This is a genomic window from Nonlabens dokdonensis DSW-6 (assembly GCF_000332115.1).
GTDB classification, from domain to species: Bacteria; Bacteroidota; Bacteroidia; order Flavobacteriales; family Flavobacteriaceae; genus Nonlabens; species Nonlabens dokdonensis.
In genome coordinates, this window is record NC_020156.1 from 3,520,831 (window position 1) to 3,544,326 (window position 23,496).

Below are 23,496 nucleotides of genomic sequence, written 5' to 3' on the forward strand. Positions count from 1 at the left end.
CTTGGGCTTTTAAAAATGAGTAGATTAATTACATTACATGATAACTAAGAATTATGAAAAGAATTATTTATACAGATCTTGCTCCTAAACCTATAGGACCTTATAATCAAGCTGTCTATTATAAAAACGATTATGAAGCTACGCTTTACACAAGCGGTCAGATTGCTATGGATCCTCAAACAGGAGAATTAAAAATCGAGGATCTTAAAGAAGAGACACACTTAGTAATGAAACATTTAAACAGTTTATTGAGTCAGGTAGGAATGACTTTTGAACATGTCCTTAAAACGACAATTTTCTTAAGTGATATGAATAACTTCTCCATAGTAAATGAAGTATATGGTAGCTATTTTAATGAAAGTACAGCTCCCGCAAGAGAAACTGTAGAAGTGGCTAACTTGCCTAAGTACGTTAACGTGGAGATTTCACTCATCGCAAAACTAGAGTTATAATATGCCCATAGCAAATTCAGAATTAATCATAAATCCAGATGGAAGTATTTACCATCTAAATTTGAAGCCATATCAACTAGCCCAGACCATTATCACTGTAGGAGATCCTGAGCGTGTGAAGGAGATTTCAAAACACTTTGATGTTATAGAGCTCAAAGTAGGAAAAAGAGAATTCCATACACATACTGGAATTTATAAAAATAAACGCATCAGTGTTATTTCTACTGGAATTGGTACCGATAATATCGATATTGTTTTCAATGAGTTAGATGCATTGGTCAATGTAGATTTTAACACGAGAGAAGTTAAAAAAGAGCTTACCCAACTTGATATTGTTAGAGTGGGAACAAGTGGTGCTGTTCAAAGTGATATTCCTGTAGATAGCTTTTTATTGTCTCAACGAGGTATCGGTTTTGACAGTTTGATGCACTGGTATGATAGTGATGGTGGTGATCTCGCTTTCGCGAAAGCGGTATCTCAACAAATAAAAAGATCAAATGTTCATGCTGCACCTTATGTAGTTTCCTGCAACAAAGACTTAGCAAAGAAATTCCAAACCATAGAAATGCAAAATGGTAATACCATAACAAACGTAGGATTCTATGGACCTCAAAGTCGCAAAATACGATTAGAACCAGCAGAAAAAGATCTCAATTCACAAATTGCAGATTTCAACTATGAAGGAAGCAAAATAACAAACCTGGAAATGGAAACCGCTGGTATTTACGCCATGGCTTCTCTTTTAGGCCATAGAGCAGTATCACTCAATGCAATTTTGGCAAATAGAGCAACCGGTGAGTTTTCTGATAAACCGAAGGATACAGTCGAGAAATTAATCAAGTTCACGTTGGACTGTCTAGTTGCATAAAGTGAAAATTTGAAGTAGTATTACAAAGAAGATTCCTTAATATTTTGTCTTTAAAAATGAACGTATTAAGCGCAACACTTAAACAAATAATGTTTTTTTAACGTCGCTTTATCTATACGAGTTAGTAAATGTGATTATTTTCAATTTATGAATAAGACCGATAAATTTCCTTTACAACATCGTGACATCAACTGGTTAAGTTTTAATGACCGCGTATTGCAGGAAGCAGCAGATGAGTCAAATCCGCTATACGAGCGATTGAAATTTATTGCCATATTTTCATCAAATCTAGACGAATATTTTAGAGTACGTGTCTCACAATTGCGTCAATTAAAGCGAGTAGATAAAAGCATAAGAAAAAAACTTGCGCTGCGCCCTTCTAAGTTTGTAAAACAGCTTCTGGTTAAAGTGGCAGCTCAACAAGAAGAATTAGGCACAATTTTCTTTGACCAAATTGTTCCTGAATTAAAAGAAAACAACATTCATTTGATGGATTTTGAAACGCTTCAAGGAAAGTATGAGAAACTTGCTCAAAAATACTATCTCGATCAACTCAAAAAGTCACTTCATATAGACATTGTTGAGGCTTCAAAAAGCAGTGAAATATTTCTAGAAAATCAGCATTTATATTATTTGGTAACCTTTGAGAATGAGCAAGAATATGGAATTGTGAATATTCCATCTAGCGATCACGAGCGTTTTATAGAATTAGCTCAGGAGAAAGAAACTCATTTTATTGCCTTTTTAGATGATTTGATCAAGCTCAACCTTTTGGACTTGTTTCCTGATAAAGAAATTACCAACTGCTATGAGATTAAATTATCACGAGATGCAGAGTTGTATCTAGATCAAGAATTAGAAGGTACTCTAGCCGATTTAATTCATGAATCGCTTTCTCAAAGAGATAAAGGACAAGCTACTCGCCTATTGTATGATAAAAGAATGCCTAAAAAGGTAAAAAAGAATTTGAGAAAAAGTTTGGGCTTAGGTAAAATAGATATGGTTGCGGGCGGCACTTATCATAACTTTGATGATTTCTTTAGTTTTCCTGACCCCACAAAAAATAAGCAACTTCACGCAGCTCCATTAAAGGTAATAAAACATAAAGCATTAGAAAATGCTACCTCTTATTTTGATTTGATTTCTGAAAAAGATCAATTGGTTCATTTCCCATTTATGTCTTTTGATTATGTTCAGAACTTTATAGATCAAGCTTCACAAGACGACGCGGTTGAAGAGATTAAAATCTCACTCTATCGAGTAGCAGATGAGTCTGCTTTAACAGATGCCTTACTAAGAGCCTTAAAAAATGGTAAAAAAGTTACTGTTTTTGTTGAGGCAAAAGCACGATTTGATGAAGAAAACAATATCAAATGGGGACGTATTTTTGAAGAACATGGAGCACGAGTTATTTATAGTTATCCTAGAATTAAGGTACACAGCAAGGTTCTATTAGTCTTAAGAAATGAAAATGGTAAATTAAAACGATATGCTTACATAGGAACAGGAAATTTTAACGCCAAAACTTCCAAAATTTACTGTGATCATGGACTTTTTACGGCACATAAAAAAATTACAAAAGACCTTTTAAGAACTTTTAAAGTTCTTCAAGGTGAACTTATCATTCCTAGAGCTAGCCATTTATTAATAAGTCCTTTTACTACAAGAAGCACGATAGAAAGTCTTATAAGAAGAGAAATTGAACTTGCTGATACCGGTAAAGGTGGTTTCATAACTGCGAAGATGAATCAGCTGGAGGATCCTGGAATGATCAAACTACTTTATAAGGCAAGTCAGGCTGGAGTTAAAATAAAACTTATCGTTAGAGGATTTTCTCGTTTAATACCGCAACTCACTGGGATTAGTGAGAACATAGAAATGACTTCTATTGTAGATCGATTTTTAGAACACGGCCGAATTTATAAATTTCATAACGATGGCGACCCTATAATGTATACTGGTAGTGCAGACTGGATGAGTAGAAATCTAGATCGTAGAATTGAGGTTCTAACACCGGTTTATGATCAAGATATTTTTAAAGAATTAGATGATATTTTAAATATTCAACTCCAAGATAATGTTAAGGCTAGACTTCACACTCCTGAAGAAGATAATCCTAAAGTACAAGCTACTACTGATCAAAAAAAGATAAGATCTCAGGTAGAAATCTATAATTACCTTTTAGAAAAACATAAGTAAAGCTACTTCATTCTCTTTAATTCTATGGTCTAAAACAACTACTTAAATTGTGGTTTATTGCAAAGTTCTAATTTGCTGTTTTGAATACCTTATGAATTAGCTACGATTATTTCGAGATGGTTTTTTAAAAAAAAGATGCCTTGAAATGTTTCAAAATAATAGATTAATTACCTCAAATACAAACAAATAGTTCAATGAGAAGACACTTATGACCTTGCTCCTATTCTATCGTGAAATTATAGCGATGAATAAGAATTCTATCGTCTGTTTCAATTGTCCTTATAGTTACAGATTGCAAACCAGTAAATGAATCTAAAGGCTTAAAAGTAAAGAAATTCATTTCTTCACCTTGGGAATTAGTGATGGTTTTAATTTCACTGATTTCAAACAATTCGGCTTGATTTGTAATACTATGAGTTCTTTGATCTCTTTCTAGACTCAATAAAATTTCATATTCTTCGTTGCTATTTATTTTTATATTGGATTCACCCACTATATCATCGGTGCTTCCTGGTGAACAAGACATTATGGTTAAACAAAATAAAAAGAATGGTAGTATGTTTTTCATAATTATAAACTTAAATAAAAAGAGCGAATATTGAAACCAACAGATCAATTAATGAGCCATACTGCTTAAGATATAAAATAATTTCTAATGATTATACCATCAATAACTATTGAACTTCATATTTTGTGGATTGAAAAATAATAATTTCAATATCATAAAAGAGTGCTAAATCATCATTTTTAAAGAGTATAACAAAAGTGAAGTTAAAAGTACTGCACTATCTTTGCCTCAATGGATAAAAAAACAACCATAAAAATAGGTGGTGTACCAGAGCACTTTAACTTGCCATGGCACTTAGCTCTTGAGGATGACGCTTTCGCGAAAGCGGGAATAGACCTACAATGGGAAGACATTCCAGAGGGAACTGGTCGCATGAGCAAACTCCTACGAGAAGAAAAACTAGATGTAGCTTGCATATTAACTGATGGAATAGTGAAGGACATCATTGCTGGCAATAAATCTCGTATTCTTCAAGTTTATGTCTCCTCTCCTTTACTTTGGGGCGTTCATGCACCAGGGAAAATAGAAGCAGATCGCACAGAGCAGCTAGAAGATGGTAAAATTGCCATAAGCCGATACGGAAGTGGTTCTCATTTAATGAGTTATCTATTAGCCAAAAAACATGGCTGGGAAACAGAAGAGATTGAATTTGAGTTGATCAACACGCTTGACGGCGCAGTTGAGGCGTTGAGTAATAATAAAGCGCAACTTTTCCTATGGGAACGTTATATGACACAACCCATAGTAGATCAAGGTGTTTTCAAAAGATTAGAAACTATTGCAACGCCATGGCCTAGTTTTGTAATTGCTGCTACTGAGAGTTGTATCAAAGAAAAAGAAGAAGCACTTTCAAAAATGCTGTACATCATCAACACCTACACTGCAGATTTTAAAAACATACCTAGCATAGACAGAACGATTGCTTCTCATTACGATCTTCAAGTAGGAGATGTACAACAGTGGTTGCTGCGCACAGAATTTAGTGATGACCAGCTCTGGAAAAGCACGGTAGATACCATTCTAGAAGAATTTACGGCAGTAGGAATTATAGAAAAACAAGTAGCTTTAGAGGATTTGATTTATGATTTACCTAAATTTGGTGAGGAAGAATAAATAAATATTTTTCAACGTTATTAGATTTTATTTCTCATTATGCTCAAGAAAATCTTACTTCAATTACCAGAATATTACTTTATTATCATGATTTTCTTGGCTGGTTACACACCGCCGTTTTCTATCCAACTGTTTCACATCATTTTAATAGTTATTCTTGCTTTACAGATTTACTTTGCTAATATAGTTAGTGGTCTTTTATTTAGTGGATTAATTTTCTTTTTCAATCTGTTTTTTCTGGTTGCAGTCATTTCTGAATTTAACGATTTCACAGAATTCAATTCTGAAGCACAACAACTTCTTTTTGTGGGTTTATCCATCTGGATTTTTAATATGATTGCATCTATAGCAATGATGTATCGTTATGGAAAAATGAAAATTAGGAGTAGCCAAAGGATCAGGTTTAATTAATTAAATTATAATAAATGAACTATAAAATTATTTTCTATTTTTTATTGACTCTAGCTTTCTTAGGTTGTAAAGACGCTATAGTAAATACAAAACCTAAGGTAATCATAGAATCGGGAACTGAATCAACCTATAACGAAATGGACTCTTTACCTCCAAAAGAAATTAGAAAATCTATTCCTGTGAAACCTAAAAACCTAGATAAAGGTGAACCTTATACTATTGAAAATGTTTCAATGTGGTCAGGAATGTTTGATAATGCTAACGAAAACTGGGATAATTCACTGTACGTAGATGAAGGATTTATCTGGAGAAAAAACAACAAAATAACTTTAGTAATTCTTAAAACTACTGACTCAACCGTTAACGGCTATTCTGTGGTAGCAGGAAATAAAAGACCTTTTAAAGGTATCAGAGAAGCTGTTTACGAAAACGGAAAAATAGCTTATCATAAAAATTTTGTAAACGAACCTGGAGATGACAAATTTGATGGACAATTTCAGTTCAAGCAATTTGAAGATAAAATAGAAGGAACTTGGGACAGTTACAATGGAGATCTAGAAGTTAATGAAAGAAAATACGAACTTGTACCAGCTCGTTTCGAATATGATCCTGAACAGAATCTAAGCGAAAATTCACTTTTTGTAGATTGGACTAAATCAAAATCTAAGTATGAAGAAGTTTATTACGGAGATGACCCTACAGAAGCTGAAATAGAAGAATACACAGAATATGCATCGACAACTGATGCTATTTATGATATCAATGCTTCAAATACGATACTAACTAAACGTGATGTAGAAAACTTATCCAAATCAGATTTACGAATTATACGTAACGCAATATTTGCCAGACATGGCTATTCCTTTAAAACAAGAGTTTTACGCGTTTACTTTGATGCACAGCCTTGGTATGTACCCATGTCAACAGACGTAAGGCAACAACTAACCGATTTAGAAAAACATAACATAGAATTACTTCTCAAATATGAAAAAAATGCTGAGGAATACTACGATTACTTTGGTCGCGGTTAAGCATTAAGAATATTTTGAAAAAATATCTAACCTTACTATACTTCTTTAAAGTCCTGTTATACTTAGTACTCTGTTTCTTTACTTATCTCATGGTACTTATCACATTACAATATGTTCCTATAGATTTTAAAGCTGCTTTTTTAAGCTTAAAAGAAGAAGAAATAGCACTACCCTATTATCAATGGACATTTTTTGGTCATGTTTACTCTAGTATTTTTGTATTGATTATAGGAATGTTTCAATTATCAAAATCGTTTAGAAATCAATTTACATATATTCATCGTCTTTTTGGTAAAGTTTATATTGGATTGATTTTACTAATTGCAGCTCCTTCTGGATTTGTAATTGGTTATCATGCAAACGGGCATTTATCAAGTCAGTTGTCCTTTATGATTCTTGCAGTTTTATGGTTTTATTTTACTTATAAATCTTTTATTCAGGCCAAAAATAAGAACTGGATCAAACATCGTAACTTTATGTGGCGTAGTTATGCATTAACATTGAGCGCTATAAGTTTACGGTTATTTAAATGGATAATCGTCTCCACAATAGAATTAGGTCCTATGGATACCTATCAAATCGTTTCTTGGACAGGATGGCTCGTCAATTTAATAATTGTAGAAAGCTACATTTTATATTTGAGCAAAGACTAACTTTGCCATGTAATAAATATCATGTCTTTTACCCTACTTTCATCGCCATTACAAGGTTTTACAGAATTTAGATTCCGCAATGCAGTGCATGAATTTTTTGGTGGAATTGATACTTTTTACGCGCCTTATATCAGGTTCAATAACAAGCCAGAAATAAGCGCTAAGTACCAACGAGATTTACAACTAGAAAACAATCGTGTACCAGAATTAATTCCTCAAGTCATGACTAACGATGCAGAAGAATTTCTTATCGCCGTGCGTTACATTAGATCTTTAGGTTACAAAGAACTCAACTGGAATTTAGGATGCCCGTATCCTATGGTGACTAAAAAAGGAATGGGATCTGGATTGATTTGCGATCCTAGTAAAATTGACCATATTCTAGATCGCGTACATGCAGAAACTGATGTGATCGTTTCTATGAAAATGAGAATGGGGTATCTCGAGCCTACTGAAATTTTGGATACGTTCCCCATTCTAGAAAAATACCCCATTAAAAGCATTGCGATTCATGCGCGTATAGGAAAACAACTCTACAAAGGTGGTGTGGACCTTGATTCTTTTCAAACTTGTCTGGAGACGTCAAAACACAAACTCTATTACAACGGTGACATCACTACGGTAGCCGGTTTTAGAGAAATGCAGGAACGTTTTCCTAAAATAGACCACTGGATGCTAGGTCGTGGACTCATTGCAGACCCATTCTTACCGAGCATGATTAAAGCAGATACAGAAGAATATCCAGAGAACCGCTGGGAAATCTTCCGTGAATTTCACGATACCATATATGGGCAATACGACGCCTTTCTTCAAGGTCCTACACCTATAAAAATGAAGATGCAGGGTTTTTGGGAATACTGGTCTCAAACCTTTCCTAATCCTCAAAAGGCTTTTAAGGCGATCAAAAAAGCAAACAATCCTAGAGCATATGCCCTAGCGGTAAATGATAATTTGAAGACGGTTTCTTAAAACCTTATGATTATTTTATCAACGTTTTACATTATTTGATCATCATATTATTTTGTATGTTTCGATTAAAATACTTTATCATATTGTATTTAAAACAGTGGAAACTTTTGAATGAGGATTTTTCTACTTACTTTTAGTTATGAATTAGGTTTTATACTTGTCGCTAGTATTGATAATAAATCGCCTAATTTCATTCAATTAACATGAAGAAGGCAATTGAAATGTAAGTAATTGATCACCTGATGTATTAAAAAAACAGAATTTAGATTAGTTATTTATAATTATAGATGAATTGACAACAAGCAAACGTCAGATTTCACCATACTTTTAAAAGAATTAATAATGATAAGATTATCGCATTTCAATAAAAACATACTCAGTCTACTGAGTATATTCATACTATTAGGTTGCAATAGCGATGATAGCATTGAAGAAAATGAAGAAATTTTAATAAATAATCCTATTAGCGATTATTGGGACGACGCTAGAGAGATTTATCAACTTGAAATAATTGATGACATAAATCATTTTAATTATGCTCTCGAAGACTTAGACTCCTTACAAATTCTTGAAATTGCTAAAAATATTCGTTCTGTTGATCAACTTTCTATACCAGAACAAGATAGTATCTTTAATCAATATCAAATTAAACCTAACACAGGTTACAGAAGAACAAGACTTACATTTAAAGCTGTAGACAATGGAAGTATTGGAGCTCAAGAAACCATTAATTTAATTCTTCCATCGTCAAATGCAAATGAATTGTATAATTTTTATAGTACTAATCCATTTGTTTTCACTCAGTCTGCTCCTATTATTACCAATTGGGTGGATATAGAATTTCTGGAAAATAAAAACCAGATCTACTTAAAAAATAGGTTAGAAAATATTTCATTTATACCTCAGGTTATTGTAAGTCCTTCAATTGCAGGAACTTCATCAAAGATTAAGTTTGAAAGATTCCCCAATTTTAACATAATTACCTTTAGAATGGGATGGGGCGATTGTTTTTCTGGTTGCATCACTAAAAGATACTGGAAATTTGAAACAACTGAACAGTCTGCCGTTCTTATTGATTCCTATTTCGCAAATGATTTCTAGATTTTATTAGGTCCGTTTAATTTCGATTTCTATATATTTTCAAATTTTACTTGTTTGTTTCCGCTTTCGCGAAAGCGGAAACACCACATACCTTAAATTTGCAGCTCACATTTATTCATGCAAAAAGACCTTTTCCTTTTTACGCCTCCTTTTACACAGCTAAATACGCCCTATCCAGCGACGGCGTATATCAAAGGATTTTTGAATACAAAGGAAATTGATTCCTATCAAATGGATTTGGGAATTGAAGTGATTTTAAAGTTGTTTTCTAAAACTGGAATGACTGAGCTATTTGATCATGCACTCGATCAAAATAGTATTGTAAGTGAGAACAGCCAGCGTATCTACACATTAAAAGACGATTACATCAAACCTCTAGATGAAGTCATTTCTTTTTTACAAGGTCATAACGATACTTTTGCAAGGCAAATTTGTACGGATAACTTTTTACCACAAGCTTCACGTTTTGATCAAGTAGATGATCTGGAATGGGCGTTTGGAACTATGGGAATGCAAGACAAGGCAAAACACCTTGCAACGCTATATTTAGAAGACCTTTCTGACTTTATTGTAGATTGTGTGGATTCTCATTTTGGATTTAGTCGCTACGCAGAGCGTCTAGGCATGAGCGCAAATTCCTTTGACGAACTCTACACAGAGTTACAACAACCGCTTACTTACGTAGATAGAATTACAATTTCTATTCTCAAAAAACGATTAGTACAAACACAGCCTAAGCTAGTCGTAATGTCAGTTCCTTTTCCTGGTAATTTATATAGCGGTTTTAGATGTGGTCAATACATCAAAAACAACTTTCCTGATATAAAAATCGCCATGGGCGGCGGATTTCCTAATACGGAATTGCGATCTTTAAAAGATCCTCGTGTATTTGAGTTTGTAGATTTTATCTGTTTAGATGATGGTGAATTACCTCTGGAACTAGTTACCGATTATGTTTTAAACAACTCTTCAAAACATATTGAAAAGCAAGAGTTTAAAAGAACCTTTGTTTTAGAGAATGGTAATGTTACGTATAAAAATAATGCCACAAAACCAGATTACAAACAGCTTCAAGTAGGAACACCAGACTATTCTGATTTACTTCTTGACAAATACATTTCTGTCATAGAAGTCGCAAACCCTATGCACAGTTTATGGAGCGATGGAAGGTGGAATAAACTAACTATGGCGCATGGTTGCTACTGGGGAAAATGTACCTTTTGCGATATTTCTTTAGATTATATTTCTCTATACGAGCCTGTAGCTGCAAATGTTCTTGTAGACCGCATGGAACAATTGATCAAGCAAACTGGAGAGCGCGGTTTTCATTTTGTTGATGAAGCAGCGCCACCAGCCTTAATGCGATCGGTCGCTTTAGAAATTTTAAAACGAAATCTTACCGTAACCTGGTGGACCAACATACGATTTGAGAAAAATTTCACTCAAGATCTGTGTCATTTATTAAAAGCTTCTGGTTGCATAGCAGTTTCTGGTGGACTAGAAGTTGCTTCAGATCGACTTTTGAAACTAATTGATAAAGGTGTAACCGTTGAACAAGTAGCTCAAGTGACTAGAAATTTTACTGTAGCTGGGATTATGGTGCATTCTTATTTAATGTATGGTTATCCCACGCAAACCATACAAGAGACTATTGATAGTCTAGAAATGACAAGACAGTTGTTTGAATTAGGCATCATTCAAAGTGGTTTCTGGCATCAATTTGCTTTAACGGCTCACAGTCCTGTGGGAATGAATACTAAGGATTATGGCATTACTCCACATTTAAAAGAAATAGAATTTGCCAATAACGACGTGCAATTTACCGATGCTACTGGAATCGATCATGATAAATTTAGTGAAGGATTAAAGAAATCCTTATTCAATTTTATGCATGGAATCGGTTTTGATATGTCACTGCAAGAATGGTTTGATTTTGAAATTCCGCCTACTAGTATTGAACCATATTATATTGAAGATTGTTTAAATAATGAAAACTTCAAAGCTGTAAAAAGCAATTCTAAAATCATCTGGTTAGGCAATTTACCCTTGATTGGTTCTTTTGTGAAAACTAAAAAAGGAAAAGAGACCTTGTTTTTAAACATGGTTTTTCATAATAAAACCAGCTCCTTTGAAATTGCTTTGCCCGAAGAAGAAGGAAACTGGTTACTAGACCAACTAGAATTGTGTGCTCCTAATCAAAAAACTCTTACTTTTTCCCAGTTAAAAAATTCTTACGAATCGAATTTTGGAGTTTTTGAGCCGTTTTGGTATTCTGAAGAATTGGATATTTTAAGAGCGAATGGTCTTTTAGTTTTATAATCCCTTAAATAACAGTTTGAATATGTGGTATTTACATCTTATTAAAAAATGATTTTTATTTTTTTAAGAAAAAATTTGGATTTAGGCTGGAGTACGTTACATTTATCCAAGGTTTATACTTAATAATTCTGAATACATTAGCTCGCATATCATCTATTTCTACAACTGTTTGTACAACAGCTACTTTTAAGTGGAATACAGCTGCCACAAGTAATACCCTTTTGGGTTACTAGCTATTTAATTCCGTCCGTATGATGCAGTTTATCGCATCCTTTTCAAAATAAAATTTTCAATTCTTAAAGCTTTTCAATTATGAAAGTCTTAAAATTCGGTGGTACTTCTGTAGGAAGTGCTCAAAACATAAATCGTGTTATATCAATAGTTGAAGAATTATCTTCAAATCATCAAATCATTTGTGTTGTAAGCGCTGTAGGTGGCATCACTGATCAATTGCAACAAACGGGACAGTTAGCACAACTAGGTGACACTTCGTATCTAGATATTCTTGCTGATATAGAAAAAAAGCACTTTCAACTACTAGATGAATTAATCCCAGTAAACTCTTATCAAGTAAAAACAGCTTTAGAAGAAAAACTTAAACACCTCAAAAGTTTACTCAGTGGAATTTACTTGATCAATGAATTGTCACCTAAGACTCTTGATAAATTATTGAGTTTTGGTGAGCAGCTTTCTTCATTCATTATCAGTGAAACCTTAATCGTTAGAAATCTTGACGCTTCACTTAAAAATACTCAAGACTTAATCCTTACAGACGAAAACTTCATTAAAGCTCATGTTTTCATAAGAGAAAGTAACGAGAATATTACTAATTACTTTAGATCATCCAAACATAAGATTACCATTTTGCCTGGTTTTGTAGCGCGCTCTCATAATGGGAATAGCACTACTTTAGGTCGCGGCGGTTCTGATTATACAGCAGCTTTGGTGGCAGCAGCTTTGAAAAGTAAAGAATTAGAGATTTGGACAGATGTAAGTGGCATGTACACAGCAAACCCTAAACTGGTAAAACAAGCTTACCCTATTGAACAAATCAATTATCAAGAAGCGATGGAGTTATCGCATTTTGGTGCAAAGGTTTTGTATCCACCATCCATACAGCCCGTTCTAGAACTGAAGATTCCGATTGTTATTAAAAACACCCTACAACCACAAGATAAAGGAACCTACATTTCTTCAAATGCCTATCAATCTGGTCAGAGTGCCACTGGAATAAGCAATATTGATAACATTGCATTATTGACGCTACAAGGATCTGGAATGGTAGGAATTCCTGGTTTTTCTAAGCGATTATTTGAGCAGTTAGCATTAGATAAAATCAATGTTATACTAATTACCCAGGCATCTTCTGAGCATTCTATTTGTATAGCCATTGATCAAACCGATATCGCAAAAGCAGAAAGCGGAATCAATCACATGTTTTCCTATGAAATAGAACAAAAGAAATTGAATCCTGTTCTGGTAGAAAACGACCTAGCGATCATTGCCTTAGTAGGAAGCAATATGAAGCATTTGCAAGGTATGAGTGGTAAAATGTTCGGTGCTTTAGGAAGAAATAATATCAATATTGTTGCCATTGCACAAGGTTCTTCAGAAATTAACATCAGTGCTGTGATTGATCAAAAAGATGTCAAAAAAGGACTGAACACACTTCATGAGCGTTTCTTTGAGGGCAACCATAAACAAGTTAATTTGTTTATTGCAGGAGTAGGAAATGTAGGAGAAAAACTTATCGCTCAAATCCGACAACAGCGTAAATACCTAAAAGAAAAACTAAAATTAAATCTCAGAATAATAGGTGTTTCCAATTCTAGAAAAATGTATTTTAATTCTGATGGAATCGATCCTAAAACTTGGAAAGAAGGACTTCAAAATGGTGAAAATGCTAGTCTTGAGGGCTTTTATGATAGAGCCGTAGAGCTTAATTTACGTAACAGCGTTTTTGTAGATGTTACTGCTAGTGCAGCTGTAGCACAGCAATATGAACATTATTTAAAAGAAAGTATCGCTGTAGTAGCTTGTAATAAAATCGCTTGTTCTGCTGCTCTTGAAAATTACCAAAAACTTAAAAACTATTCCTTAAAATACAACGCTCCATTTTTATTTGAAACTAATGTGGGCGCTGGTTTACCCATTATTGATACATTACAAAATCTTATTTCTTCTGGAGATAAAATTGTTTCTATTCAAGCTGTTTTATCTGGTAGTCTCAATTTTGTGTTCAACAACTTTACAAATGAGACTAAATTTCATGACATCGTAAAACAAGCGCAAGAACAAGGTTTTACAGAGCCAGATCCTCGTATTGATTTGAGTGGTGTAGATGTAGCAAGAAAGATTTTGATTCTCGCCAGAGAAAGCGGTCTTGCCATGAATTTGAAAGATATTAAAAACAATTCTTTCCTTACTGATAAGAATAACGCCAGCGACACCGTAGATGATTTTTACCGCACACTGTTAGAAGATGAGCAGCATTTTCAGTCTTTGTACGCTTCCGCGAAAGCGAAACAACAACAACTCAAATACGTAGCAACACTAACTGAAAATGAAGCCAGCGTAGGTTTACAAGAAATTCCCGTAGGTCATCCTTTTTACAACCTAAAAGGAAGCGATAACATCGTTATGTTTTATACAGCGAGATATCCTGAGCAACCGCTAATTGTAAAAGGTGCCGGTGCAGGAGCAGATGTTACAGCATCAGGATTATTTGCAGATATCATAAGAATAGGAAATAACTAAAAGATGAAAGAGATAAGAATATTTGCACCAGCAACCGTGGCAAATGTTGCCTGCGGATTTGATGTTTTGGGATTTTGCCTAGATTCTGTAGGTGACGAAATGGTAGTAAGACAAGTCGCAAAAAAAGGAATAGTAATCACAAAATCTATAGGTTATGATTTGCCAACAGAAATAGAAAATAACGTGGCAGGAGTTGCTGCACAAGCCTTTATTAATGATTTTGATCCAGATCTAGGAATAGAAATTGAGATTTATAAAAACATCAAACCAGGTAGCGGTGTAGGAAGCAGTGCCGCCAGTGCTGCTGGAGTTGTAGTGGCTCTTAATGAACTATTGGGCAAACCATATAATAAAGAACAATTAACTGCTTTTGCCATGAAAGGAGAAGCGGTTGCCAGTAATTGCGAGCATGCTGATAATATTGCGCCAGCGATTTATGGCGGTTTTACATTAGTTAAATCTTGTAAGCCAGTAAAAATTCTGGAAATCCCTACTCCATCAAATTTATTTGCCGTAATTATACATCCGCAAATAGAAATAAAAACTGCCGATTCTCGTGCAGTACTTCCTCAAGAAATACCTTTAAGTCAAGCTATTGAACAATGGGCAAATGTGGGCAGTCTCATTCATGCTTTACATACCTCAGATTATGGATTAATTAAAGAGTCTCTTCATGACGTTGTGATTGAAACACATAGAAGTAAATTGATACCTCATTACGATGCTGTAAAAAAAGCAGCTTTGAAAGCAGGCGCATTGGGCTGTTCTATTTCTGGTTCTGGCCCTAGTATTTTTACTTTAAATAAAGGAAAAGCAACTGCTTTACATGTAGAACACGCCATGCGTAATGTGTACAAAAAAACAGGGATTGAATTTGAAACCTATATCTCACCTATTAACCAAAATGGAATTAAAGTTCTAAATATGTAGCTTATGAAATATTACTCATTAAATAAAAAAGCTCCTAAAACTAGTTTTGAACAGGCCGTTGTTAAAGGACTTGCGCCTGATAAAGGTCTTTATTTTCCAGAAGAGATTCAGCCGCTGGATAAGTCTTTCTTTGATAATATAGAGCAAATAAGCCGTGAAGAAATTGCATTCCAAGCTATTCAACAATTTGTAAGTCCAGAAATACCAAAAAAAGTTCTACGGCAAATTATTAAAGAAACAATTGATTTTGACTTTCCTATCGTGTCATTGAATAATGAGATTTCTACCCTTGAATTATTTCACGGCCCTACCATGGCATTTAAAGATGTAGGAGCTCGGTTTATGGCAAGATGTTTAGGCTATTTCAATCAAAATAATAAAGAAGAGATAACAGTACTTGTAGCTACATCTGGTGATACAGGTGGAGCTGTAGCTCACGGATTTTTAGGTGTAAAAGGAATTAAAGTAGTGATCCTTTACCCTAAAGGAAAAGTAAGCAATGTGCAAGAAAAACAGTTAACTACCTTAGGACAGAATATCACAGCATTAGAAGTAGATGGTGTTTTTGATGATTGTCAAGATATGGTTAAACGTGCTTTCTTAGATCAAGATCTGACCTCAAAAATGCAATTGACCAGCGCCAATTCTATTAACGTGGCACGATGGTTACCTCAAATGTTTTACTTCTTTTTTACCTATCAACAGCTAAAAAGTAAATACAAGCAATTGGTCTTTTCAGTACCTAGCGGAAACTTTGGGAATATTTGTGCAGGAATGATTGCAAAAAAACTAGGACTTCCTATTGAACATTTTATAGCTGCTAATAATGAGAATAATGTGATTACTAAGTTTCTCAAGACAAAAGAATATGTTCCAGAGCCTACTATTGCAACTTTAAGCAATGCGATGGATGTTTCTAATCCTAGTAATTTTGTACGTATTCAAGAAATTTACGATCAGGATTTTGAAGTTCTAAAAAAAGACCTCACCTCCTATTTTTACACCGACAAGGCAACCGAGAAAGCATTAATAGAAATCAAAGAGAAATACAATTATATCGCCGATCCTCATGGTGCTATAGGTTATTTAGCTTGTAAAGATTATTTAAAAGAAAATGAAAATGTTCATTGTGTTTTTCTAGAAACCGCACATCCAACGAAATTTTTACCTACCGTAGAGCGTGTTCTTAATGAGACCGTCGCACTTCCAGATCAAATAAAAGAATTAATGAATAAGAAGAAGGTAGCTATAGAAATCAGCAATTATGGTGGTTTAAAGAACTTTCTACTTTCTAAATAGACGTGAGTTCGACGTAATAATGATTGATATTCAGTAAGTTATTTTGATTTTTATTTTTATAATAAATAGAATTGAATTCTTTCAACGGTTTGGGACTTTCAACCACTCCTGATTGCATCGTCGCTGGTGCGGCGAGGTCAATCTGTCCTCGCCTTTTCTAAAGCGAGGAGTTGAACATCAATATTTTAAACTTTAAATGTCTAGTATTCTTATATCGAACTCACGTTAAATAGTTAAGTTAAGAGCAAAAAAAAAGAGAGGACTTCTCCTCTCTTTCTAAGCGATCTCCACCGCTTTATTTTAATAAACAACTTTGTCTTTTAACTAATTTGCTTATTTACTTAAACCGATACAAATATAACAGAATTGCTTAGTTCATCTACTAAAAAAGACGGTCTTTGAACGATGAAACACTCTATTAAACTACAAGTGTTTGATTTTAAACTATTTATAAAAAACCGTTAAACTGTATTTCGTCGATAAAATATTTTCTGATAAAAAATGAATGCTTATTGAAGTGAGAAACTACTTATTTTGTTTCGGCCCGCAAGATATCCTTCATTTCGATTGATCATTCTTACGGTATAGAAACCTTCTTCAGTAAGCTTTATCCAGTCATCACCTTGAGAACCGCTCCACCATATTCCCTCAGATCCTACGGCAAACAATTCTTTACCATCTGTTTCCGGAACAAAAACAATATCACTACAGTAACCAGGACCATTACCAGAACTCATAAGCTTCCAGTTTTTCCCACCATCAAAGGTTATTGCTTTGTTATAAAGATTATCTTCCTTCTTATTCCAGTCACCTCCTATCATAATACCACGCTTCTCATCTATAAAATCTATAGCAAATATTCCTGCCATTTGACTTCCTGCAATCATAGGCGTAGCATATTCTTCCCAGGTAGAACCGCGATCCTTACTATGTAAGATGCGTGCAGCAGCTCCACCAGTGGCCAGCCATACATTATCCTTATAGATAGAAATATTAGAATTACTTGCTGCAAAGGCTGCCTCATCTTTTATAAATTCTGGTAGATAAGTACACTTGCACTTTGCCCAGCTTTCTCCGCCATCAAAAGTTTTAATTACTGATAAGCAGTCTTCTGTAGGATCACCAAAAGCAATTCCTTCTTGATCGTTCCAAAATTTCATACTGTCATAAAAAACACGCTCTTCTACCTCAGTATAAACCAGTTTTACGTCATTGTTTGCATGTGTAATTTTATATACTAATGCAGGATTACCAGCACTTAAGATGTAAGTATATTGGTCGGTAACAGCAATAGACCTGTATTCGATGTTTTCATTTTCATCAAAGGTTACCTTCGACATTTCTACCTTTCCTGTTGTTGCATCTATCCTACCATATTGCCCATTATTTCCAGAAAACCAGTAGTCGCCATCACCATAGTCAAGCGCTCTTATACTTATAGTGTCCGTTAAAACTTCAGTCATTTCTATTGTGACGTCGTTTCTACTTTCTTGTTTGTCCTCCTTTTGCTCAGAAGTTTCAGTGTTTTCTTTACAAGCTGTGCTCAAAACAATTAGAGCAAAAAATAAAATTTTCTTCATGCAGTAAAAATAAGTTAGAAAAAGTAAATAGGATGGTGGAGATCTCGCTTTCGCGAAAGCGAAATTCTTATAGAAATTAATAGAAAAATAATATCCCTTCTCATGAGTTCCATAGGAATAAACGTATTTTTGCAAAATGAGATTTCACCATAATTTAGTGCTCGCAACCGTTGATGCTTTGCACAATATATTTAACGACGGTAAGTATGCCGATCAAGCTATTCAAAAGATTTTAAAAAGAGATACTCGATGGGGTTCTAGAGATAGAGGTTTCATTGCAGAAACTACTTATGATATTGTAAGATACAAGAGGCTTTTTGCCTCTATTGCAAAGGTAAGTGAACCTTTTAATAAACAAGACCTATGGAGACTAACTAGTGTATGGATCGTGCTAAAAGGTCATGATTTACCAGCTTGGGAAGAATATTTCAACACACCAGTAAGACGCATAAAAGGTGGACTGGACGAAGTGCGCAATAATCGTAAAATGCGAGAATCTATTCCAGACTGGCTAGATGAAATGGGCGTTGAAGAGCTAGGAAACATTTGGGAGCAAGAAATAACAGCTTTAAATGAACAAGCTCCTGTAGTACTACGAGCAAATACATTAAAAACTGATGTTGCGACATTAAAGGAGAAACTTATTGCTGAAGAAATTCTAACAACGACTCATGAGCGTTTTCCTGATGCTCTTGTTTTAAATGAACGTGCAAATGTTTTCCGCACGAAGTTGTTCACCGATGGTTTTTTTGAAGTTCAAGATGCTGGTTCGCAACTTATTGCGGCATATCTAGAGCCGAAACCAGGAGAACGTATAATGGATGCCTGCGCTGGTGCTGGTGGTAAAGCATTACATCTTGCTGCTATGATGGAAAACAAAGGTCAAATCATTGCGACTGACATCTATCAAAGCAAATTGAATGAATTAAAAAGACGCACACGTCGTGCAGGAGTGCACAATGTGGAAACACGTTTGATCGATTCTACAAAGGTGATTAAAAAACTGCAAAATAAAATGGATGGTATACTAATAGACGCGCCATGTAGCGGTTTAGGAGTATTAAGACGTAATCCCGATGCCAAATGGAAATTACAACCAGAGTTTATTGAAAATATTAAAGAAACGCAGCAAGAGATTTTACAATCATACAGTCGTGTGGTAAAATCTGGAGGAAGAATGGTTTATGCTACATGTTCTATTTTTCCTTCGGAAAACGAGATGCAAGTGGAAAAATTTTTGAAATCAGAAGCTGGAGCTGACTTTGAATTAGAAGATTCTCAAACTTTATATGCTCATAGAGACGGTTTTGACGGTTTCTTTATGGCAAGAATGAAGAAAAAATAATTACCATCTACTTTTAAATGTAATCATCTAAAATTTCTTAAGACTAAGGAATTTACAATAAACACATATGAAGAATATTACCCTATTGTTCTTATTACTATCTGTAATGGGAATTGCTCAAATTCCGCCAGGATATTATAATAGCGCTAATGGACTCACAGGATATCAGCTAAAGTCAGAATTAAGCAACATTATCTCTACTGGCTATAACGGGCAAAGCTATGGTTCTTTAATCACTCTCTATAATACGTCAGATAACGATGAGTATTTTGATAATGGTACACAAACGAATACAATTCTTGATATGTATTCTGAGAATCCCAATGGACCAGATCCTTATAATTGGGTCATAGGTGTGAATGCAAACTGTGGTAATTTTAATAGTGAAGCAGACTGTTATAATCGAGAACATATTTATCCGCAGGGTTTCTTTAGTCAGAATGAGCCTATGCGCAGCGATGCTCACCACGTTATTCCTACTGATGGATGGGTTAATGGAGGAAGAAGTAATTTGCCTTTTGGAGAAGTAAATCCTAATGGTGCATCGATTACCACTTATATGAATGGTAGTAGAAAAGGTCCTTCTATAACGACAGGTTTTAATGGACAAGTATTTGAACCTCTAGACGAATTTAAAGGTGATATCGCTAGAATGTTGCTCTATTTTGCCACGCGTTATGAAAATAATATCAATGATTCTGGTTGGGATGCAGCAAACGCAAGTGCTAACAATCCAAGAGATGGATCTAGTGATCGCTTTTATGAGCAATGGTATATTGATTTACTACTTGACTGGCATACACAAGATCCAGTAAGTCAAAAAGAGATAGACCGTAATAATGATATCTATGTACATCAGAACAATAGAAACCCATTTGTCGATAATCCGCAATATGTGGATATGATATGGACCACGACTAATAATCCTTCTGGTAGATTGTTTGCTACCTTAAAAGATACATTCGTAGATGTAGACATGGATGGTTTTGCTAGCGCTGGTGATCAAATTACCTATGAATACGAAATCAATAATATCGGGACGACAGATTTGTTTAACGTGACCGCTGTTGCAGATTTTGGAACATTTAATTCTCCAGGACAAATTGCACAACTTAATGCTGGAATTAATAGTACGGATGCCTTTGGAACACTTACTTACACCTTAACGGCAGCAGATATTTCAAGTTCTTGTAATTGCGTGATCAATAAAATTACTGTCACAGCAGATTTCAACTCTGCTGGTACTAATGGCAGTTTTTCAAAAGAAAGCGACGATCCTGATAATTTTGCCAATGTAGACGGAAACGGTGACATGTTACCTGATGACGATACTAGAACAAACCTAAATGTTCAAATGCCATCTGGTGCTGCAACAGAATTATTTATTTCAGAATACATAGAAGGTGGTGGAAATAATAAAGCTTTAGAAATTGCAAATTATACCGGTTCTTCGGTAAATCTAGCTGACTATTCTATCCAACTAAGTCAAAATGGAAGTGGTACGTGGAACGTCACTGAGACACTATCTGGAACGCTTCAAGATCAAGAGGTTTATGTATTAGCGCGAGGAAATGCAAACGCAGCAATTCTAGCTGAAGCAGATTTATTGCTAGGTAGTAGTAGTGTTTTGAATTTTAATGGTAATGATGCCATCGGATTGTTTAAAGCTGGAATTTTACTAGACGTAGTCGGTGATCCTAATAGTAATGCAGATGATATTCAGAATGAAACTTTAGTGCGCAAGTCTAATGTGACAGGTCCAAATACGACATTTGATAAAGCTGGAGAATGGAATGTTTTTGCACAAGACAATTCTAGCGACTTAGGTATGCATACCTTCGACAATACAGCAAGTAATGATGATTTTGCATTTCAAAATATAAGCATCTACCCTAACCCATCATCAGGTACGTTCTATATTGGGAATTTAGAAAATGAAATAGAGCAATTAGATATATATGATTTATCTGGTAGACAATTAGAAATTGCTTTAAACAACAATTATTTTTATATAAATAGAACTGGTGTTTTTATTGCACGACTACAAGTAAACGGTGTTTCAAAAACATACAAACTTATAGTCAAGTAAAATCTTACACTAATTAAAAAAAAAGAGCCTTAACAGGCTCATTTTTTAATCGTACTATACTGTGATGATGGTCTATTTAGACATATTTAAAACACCTCTAAAACGCAATTCATTATTCATCATTTTATCAAAACCTTCTTTGGCATTATCTAGAGAGAATTCTTCAATCATAGGCAATGCTCCTGTACGCGAGCTAAACTTTAATGTATCTTCACTGTCTGGTGCTACTCCACTAGGCCAACCTTTCAGTGATTTTCTAGCTTGTAATAATTGTAATGGTGAAACTTTTACATCATCTCCTGCTGCTGCAATTAATAACATCGTACCATCTATTCCTAAACCGTCGATAACGCTAGAAATAGCATCTGCGTGAGGTGCTGTTGCGACTATAAGATCTGCGCCACCTAATTTTTGTAATTGTTCTACGGCATCTTCATCTTTAGTAGCAATAAAATGGTCGGCACCTAATTCCATAGCCAATTCTTTTTTATCATCTGTAGTACTCAATGCGATTGTTTTCATTCCCATTTTATGAGCAAATTGTATCGCTAGATGACCCAATCCACCTATTCCTTGAACCGCAACTGTATCGCCAGCTCTCAATCCTGCATTACGCATTCCGTTAAACACCGTGATTCCAGCACATAATAATGGTGCTGCCTCAGTACTTTTTAAATCTTCAGGAACTCTCGCCGCTGCCTCATATGGCGCAGTCATGTATTCTGCATAACCACCATCGTAAGAAATACCAGAAACTTTGGCATTCTCACAATTAATAAATTTACCTCTACGGCATGGATCACAGTCAAAACAATGTCCACCATGCCAACCTATTCCTACTCGTTCTCCTTTTTTGAACATAGAAACATTGCTGCCCAGCTCTTCAATAATTCCTATAACCTCATGACCTGGCGTTCTCGGGAAATCATTTCCCATAGCACCTGCCTGAGTAAAGGCGTCGCTGTGGCATATTCCACAAGCTTCTACCTTTAGTAAAATCTCGTTTTCTTTTGGTGAAGGTTTATTCATTTCTACCACGGTTAAGTCACCGCCTTGTTCTATAAATCTTGCTGCTTTCATAATTGTTTAGTTTTATTTTCAATATACGGAAGTTAGCGTCCCAAGTGTGTTAGGGTTTGGTTAAGAGTTAAAACATTAAATTTGAAATCAAACTATTTATTTTGAAATACACCTTTCTCCTATTTCTTGCGGTGATCTCATGTCAAACCAACAAAAACTGTAAAGACTATAAGACAGGTGTGTTTAAGTTTGCAAATCCTAAATATGCAGAATGGACGGTTTACAGAACAGATTCTACACAAATAGAGGTCAGCAATATCACCAGTACAGAAATTCACAATAATGTAAAATGGATCTCAGATTGTGAATATCATTTAGGAAAAACTAAAATTATCAATAATAAACTTAACTTTCAAGAGATGGACACCATGAAGGTTGAGATTTACAAAACCGAAGATGATCGGTATTTCTGCTATTCTAAGAGTAATCGACTCGATTTAGAACTGGAAATGATTAAAATACGAGAAATTGATGATTAATAATGTTTTAAAATGGCTACCTATGATTTTAGGAGCAGCTTTTTTATATTTATTAATAATTGCTTTACAAAATTTTTAGTTCCTGATCCTTGTAATAATCATTGTCATGAGCCTCATATTATTAATGAATTGTTTTATAATTTTGGGGAAAGCTCTAATAATCACCCAGAACCCAATCTATTTAATTTTATCATTATCTTACTCTAAGGTGGTTTCTTAGGATGCTACAATTATAGAATCTTTAAATTATTAA

At 34.5% G+C, this 23,496-nt stretch carries 19 protein-coding genes; 16 read left to right on the forward strand and 3 right to left on the reverse strand.

Annotation, left to right across the window (positions count from 1 at the left end):
• The first annotated feature begins 53 nt into the window (after positions 1 to 53).
• The 3 genes from DDD_RS15525 to ppk1 all read left to right on the forward strand — a co-directional run bounded on the left by DDD_RS15525 (position 54) and on the right by ppk1 (position 3,519).
• The gene (locus DDD_RS15525) at positions 54 to 452 is read left to right on the forward strand and encodes a Rid family detoxifying hydrolase (RefSeq protein ID WP_015363901.1); all 399 of its coding nucleotides are present in this window, start codon (positions 54 to 56) and stop codon (positions 450 to 452) included.
• 1 nt (position 453) lies between these two features.
• A complete protein-coding gene (locus DDD_RS15530; protein WP_015363902.1) occupies positions 454 to 1,320 on the forward strand; it encodes a nucleoside phosphorylase in 867 nt (288 codons plus the stop codon).
• 147 nt (positions 1,321 to 1,467) lie between these two features.
• Positions 1,468 to 3,519: a polyphosphate kinase 1 gene (ppk1, locus tag DDD_RS15535; RefSeq protein WP_015363903.1), complete on the forward strand. Its 2,052-nt coding sequence runs from the start codon at positions 1,468 to 1,470 to the stop codon at positions 3,517 to 3,519.
• Positions 3,520 to 3,739: 220 nt separating this feature from the next.
• Here the strand turns inward: ppk1 and DDD_RS15540 are convergent, their stop codons facing one another.
• Positions 3,740 to 4,087, reverse strand: coding sequence for a hypothetical protein (locus DDD_RS15540; protein ID WP_146250811.1), 348 nt, complete (start codon positions 4,085 to 4,087; stop codon positions 3,740 to 3,742).
• A 231-nt stretch (positions 4,088 to 4,318) separates the two neighbouring features.
• Here DDD_RS15540 and DDD_RS15545 point away from each other — a divergent pair, with 231 nt between their 5' ends.
• The 10 genes from DDD_RS15545 (at position 4,319) to thrC (ending at position 16,670) form a co-directional block, all read left to right on the forward strand.
• Entirely contained in the window at positions 4,319 to 5,200 is an 882-nt protein-coding gene (locus DDD_RS15545; protein ID WP_015363905.1) for a substrate-binding domain-containing protein, read from the forward strand.
• Positions 5,201 to 5,239: 39 nt separating this feature from the next.
• Positions 5,240 to 5,611: a hypothetical protein gene (locus DDD_RS15550; protein ID WP_015363906.1), complete on the forward strand. Its 372-nt coding sequence runs from the start codon at positions 5,240 to 5,242 to the stop codon at positions 5,609 to 5,611.
• Between the two features lie 14 nt (positions 5,612 to 5,625).
• A complete protein-coding gene (locus DDD_RS15555) occupies positions 5,626 to 6,642 on the forward strand; it encodes a YARHG domain-containing protein (RefSeq protein ID WP_015363907.1) in 1,017 nt (338 codons plus the stop codon).
• Between the two features lie 89 nt (positions 6,643 to 6,731).
• Complete coding sequence (locus tag DDD_RS15560; RefSeq protein ID WP_015363908.1) at positions 6,732 to 7,295, forward strand: DUF2306 domain-containing protein; 564 nt, start codon at positions 6,732 to 6,734, stop codon at positions 7,293 to 7,295.
• A 21-nt stretch (positions 7,296 to 7,316) separates the two neighbouring features.
• On the forward strand, positions 7,317 to 8,264 hold the full coding sequence (locus DDD_RS15565) for a tRNA dihydrouridine synthase (protein ID WP_015363909.1): 948 nt from the start codon (positions 7,317 to 7,319) through the stop codon (positions 8,262 to 8,264).
• Between the two features lie 342 nt (positions 8,265 to 8,606).
• Positions 8,607 to 9,365 carry a hypothetical protein gene (locus DDD_RS15570; protein WP_015363910.1) on the forward strand — a complete coding sequence of 253 codons (759 nt, stop codon included), beginning with the start codon at positions 8,607 to 8,609 and terminating at the stop codon, positions 9,363 to 9,365.
• A 117-nt stretch (positions 9,366 to 9,482) separates the two neighbouring features.
• A complete protein-coding gene (locus tag DDD_RS15575) occupies positions 9,483 to 11,684 on the forward strand; it encodes a B12-binding domain-containing radical SAM protein (protein ID WP_041567213.1) in 2,202 nt (733 codons plus the stop codon).
• Between the two features lie 312 nt (positions 11,685 to 11,996).
• Entirely contained in the window at positions 11,997 to 14,441 is a 2,445-nt protein-coding gene (gene thrA / locus DDD_RS15580) for a bifunctional aspartate kinase/homoserine dehydrogenase I (RefSeq protein ID WP_015363913.1), read from the forward strand.
• A 3-nt stretch (positions 14,442 to 14,444) separates the two neighbouring features.
• A complete protein-coding gene (locus tag DDD_RS15585; RefSeq protein ID WP_015363914.1) occupies positions 14,445 to 15,371 on the forward strand; it encodes a homoserine kinase in 927 nt (308 codons plus the stop codon).
• A gap of 3 nt (positions 15,372 to 15,374) precedes the next feature.
• Positions 15,375 to 16,670, forward strand: coding sequence for a threonine synthase (thrC, locus tag DDD_RS15590; RefSeq protein ID WP_015363915.1), 1,296 nt, complete (start codon positions 15,375 to 15,377; stop codon positions 16,668 to 16,670).
• Positions 16,671 to 17,179: 509 nt separating this feature from the next.
• Here thrC and DDD_RS15595 read toward each other — a convergent pair.
• Positions 17,180 to 18,385: a WD40/YVTN/BNR-like repeat-containing protein gene (locus tag DDD_RS15595; protein WP_015363916.1), complete on the reverse strand. Its 1,206-nt coding sequence runs from the start codon at positions 18,383 to 18,385 to the stop codon at positions 17,180 to 17,182.
• Position 18,386: 1 nt separating this feature from the next.
• On the opposite strand from DDD_RS15595, the gene DDD_RS15600 reads away from it, so the two are divergent.
• Positions 18,387 to 19,595 (forward strand): RsmB/NOP family class I SAM-dependent RNA methyltransferase, encoded by a 1,209-nt coding sequence (locus DDD_RS15600; protein ID WP_015363917.1) that lies wholly within the window; start codon positions 18,387 to 18,389, stop codon positions 19,593 to 19,595.
• 67 nt (positions 19,596 to 19,662) lie between these two features.
• Positions 19,663 to 21,684: an endonuclease gene (locus tag DDD_RS15605; RefSeq protein ID WP_015363918.1), complete on the forward strand. Its 2,022-nt coding sequence runs from the start codon at positions 19,663 to 19,665 to the stop codon at positions 21,682 to 21,684.
• Positions 21,685 to 21,756: 72 nt separating this feature from the next.
• Here DDD_RS15605 and DDD_RS15610 read toward each other — a convergent pair whose 3' ends face one another.
• Positions 21,757 to 22,764 (reverse strand): alcohol dehydrogenase, encoded by a 1,008-nt coding sequence (locus DDD_RS15610; RefSeq protein ID WP_015363919.1) that lies wholly within the window; start codon positions 22,762 to 22,764, stop codon positions 21,757 to 21,759.
• A gap of 101 nt (positions 22,765 to 22,865) precedes the next feature.
• On the opposite strand from DDD_RS15610, the gene DDD_RS17400 reads away from it, so the two are divergent.
• Positions 22,866 to 23,243 (forward strand): hypothetical protein, encoded by a 378-nt coding sequence (locus DDD_RS17400; protein WP_052329278.1) that lies wholly within the window; start codon positions 22,866 to 22,868, stop codon positions 23,241 to 23,243.
• The last annotated feature ends 253 nt before the right edge of the window (positions 23,244 to 23,496 follow it).

What these genes read in the sequence shown, in the direction of transcription:
- DDD_RS15525 (WP_015363901.1), top strand. Translation starts at nt 54, where the DNA reads ATGAAAAGAATTATTTATACAGATCTTGCTCCTAAACCTATAGGACCT.
- DDD_RS15530 (WP_015363902.1), top strand. Translation starts at nt 454, where the DNA reads ATGCCCATAGCAAATTCAGAATTAATCATAAATCCAGATGGAAGTATT.
- ppk1 (WP_015363903.1), top strand. Translation starts at nt 1,468, where the DNA reads ATGAATAAGACCGATAAATTTCCTTTACAACATCGTGACATCAACTGG.
- DDD_RS15540 (WP_146250811.1), bottom strand. Translation starts at nt 4,087, where the DNA reads ATGAAAAACATACTACCATTCTTTTTATTTTGTTTAACCATAATGTCT.
- DDD_RS15545 (WP_015363905.1), top strand. Translation starts at nt 4,319, where the DNA reads ATGGATAAAAAAACAACCATAAAAATAGGTGGTGTACCAGAGCACTTT.
- DDD_RS15550 (WP_015363906.1), top strand. Translation starts at nt 5,240, where the DNA reads ATGCTCAAGAAAATCTTACTTCAATTACCAGAATATTACTTTATTATC.
- DDD_RS15555 (WP_015363907.1), top strand. Translation starts at nt 5,626, where the DNA reads ATGAACTATAAAATTATTTTCTATTTTTTATTGACTCTAGCTTTCTTA.
- DDD_RS15560 (WP_015363908.1), top strand. Translation starts at nt 6,732, where the DNA reads ATGGTACTTATCACATTACAATATGTTCCTATAGATTTTAAAGCTGCT.
- DDD_RS15565 (WP_015363909.1), top strand. Translation starts at nt 7,317, where the DNA reads ATGTCTTTTACCCTACTTTCATCGCCATTACAAGGTTTTACAGAATTT.
- DDD_RS15570 (WP_015363910.1), top strand. Translation starts at nt 8,607, where the DNA reads ATGATAAGATTATCGCATTTCAATAAAAACATACTCAGTCTACTGAGT.
- DDD_RS15575 (WP_041567213.1), top strand. Translation starts at nt 9,483, where the DNA reads ATGCAAAAAGACCTTTTCCTTTTTACGCCTCCTTTTACACAGCTAAAT.
- thrA (WP_015363913.1), top strand. Translation starts at nt 11,997, where the DNA reads ATGAAAGTCTTAAAATTCGGTGGTACTTCTGTAGGAAGTGCTCAAAAC.
- DDD_RS15585 (WP_015363914.1), top strand. Translation starts at nt 14,445, where the DNA reads ATGAAAGAGATAAGAATATTTGCACCAGCAACCGTGGCAAATGTTGCC.
- thrC (WP_015363915.1), top strand. Translation starts at nt 15,375, where the DNA reads ATGAAATATTACTCATTAAATAAAAAAGCTCCTAAAACTAGTTTTGAA.
- DDD_RS15600 (WP_015363917.1), top strand. Translation starts at nt 18,387, where the DNA reads ATGAGATTTCACCATAATTTAGTGCTCGCAACCGTTGATGCTTTGCAC.
- DDD_RS15605 (WP_015363918.1), top strand. Translation starts at nt 19,663, where the DNA reads ATGAAGAATATTACCCTATTGTTCTTATTACTATCTGTAATGGGAATT.
- DDD_RS15610 (WP_015363919.1), bottom strand. Translation starts at nt 22,764, where the DNA reads ATGAAAGCAGCAAGATTTATAGAACAAGGCGGTGACTTAACCGTGGTA.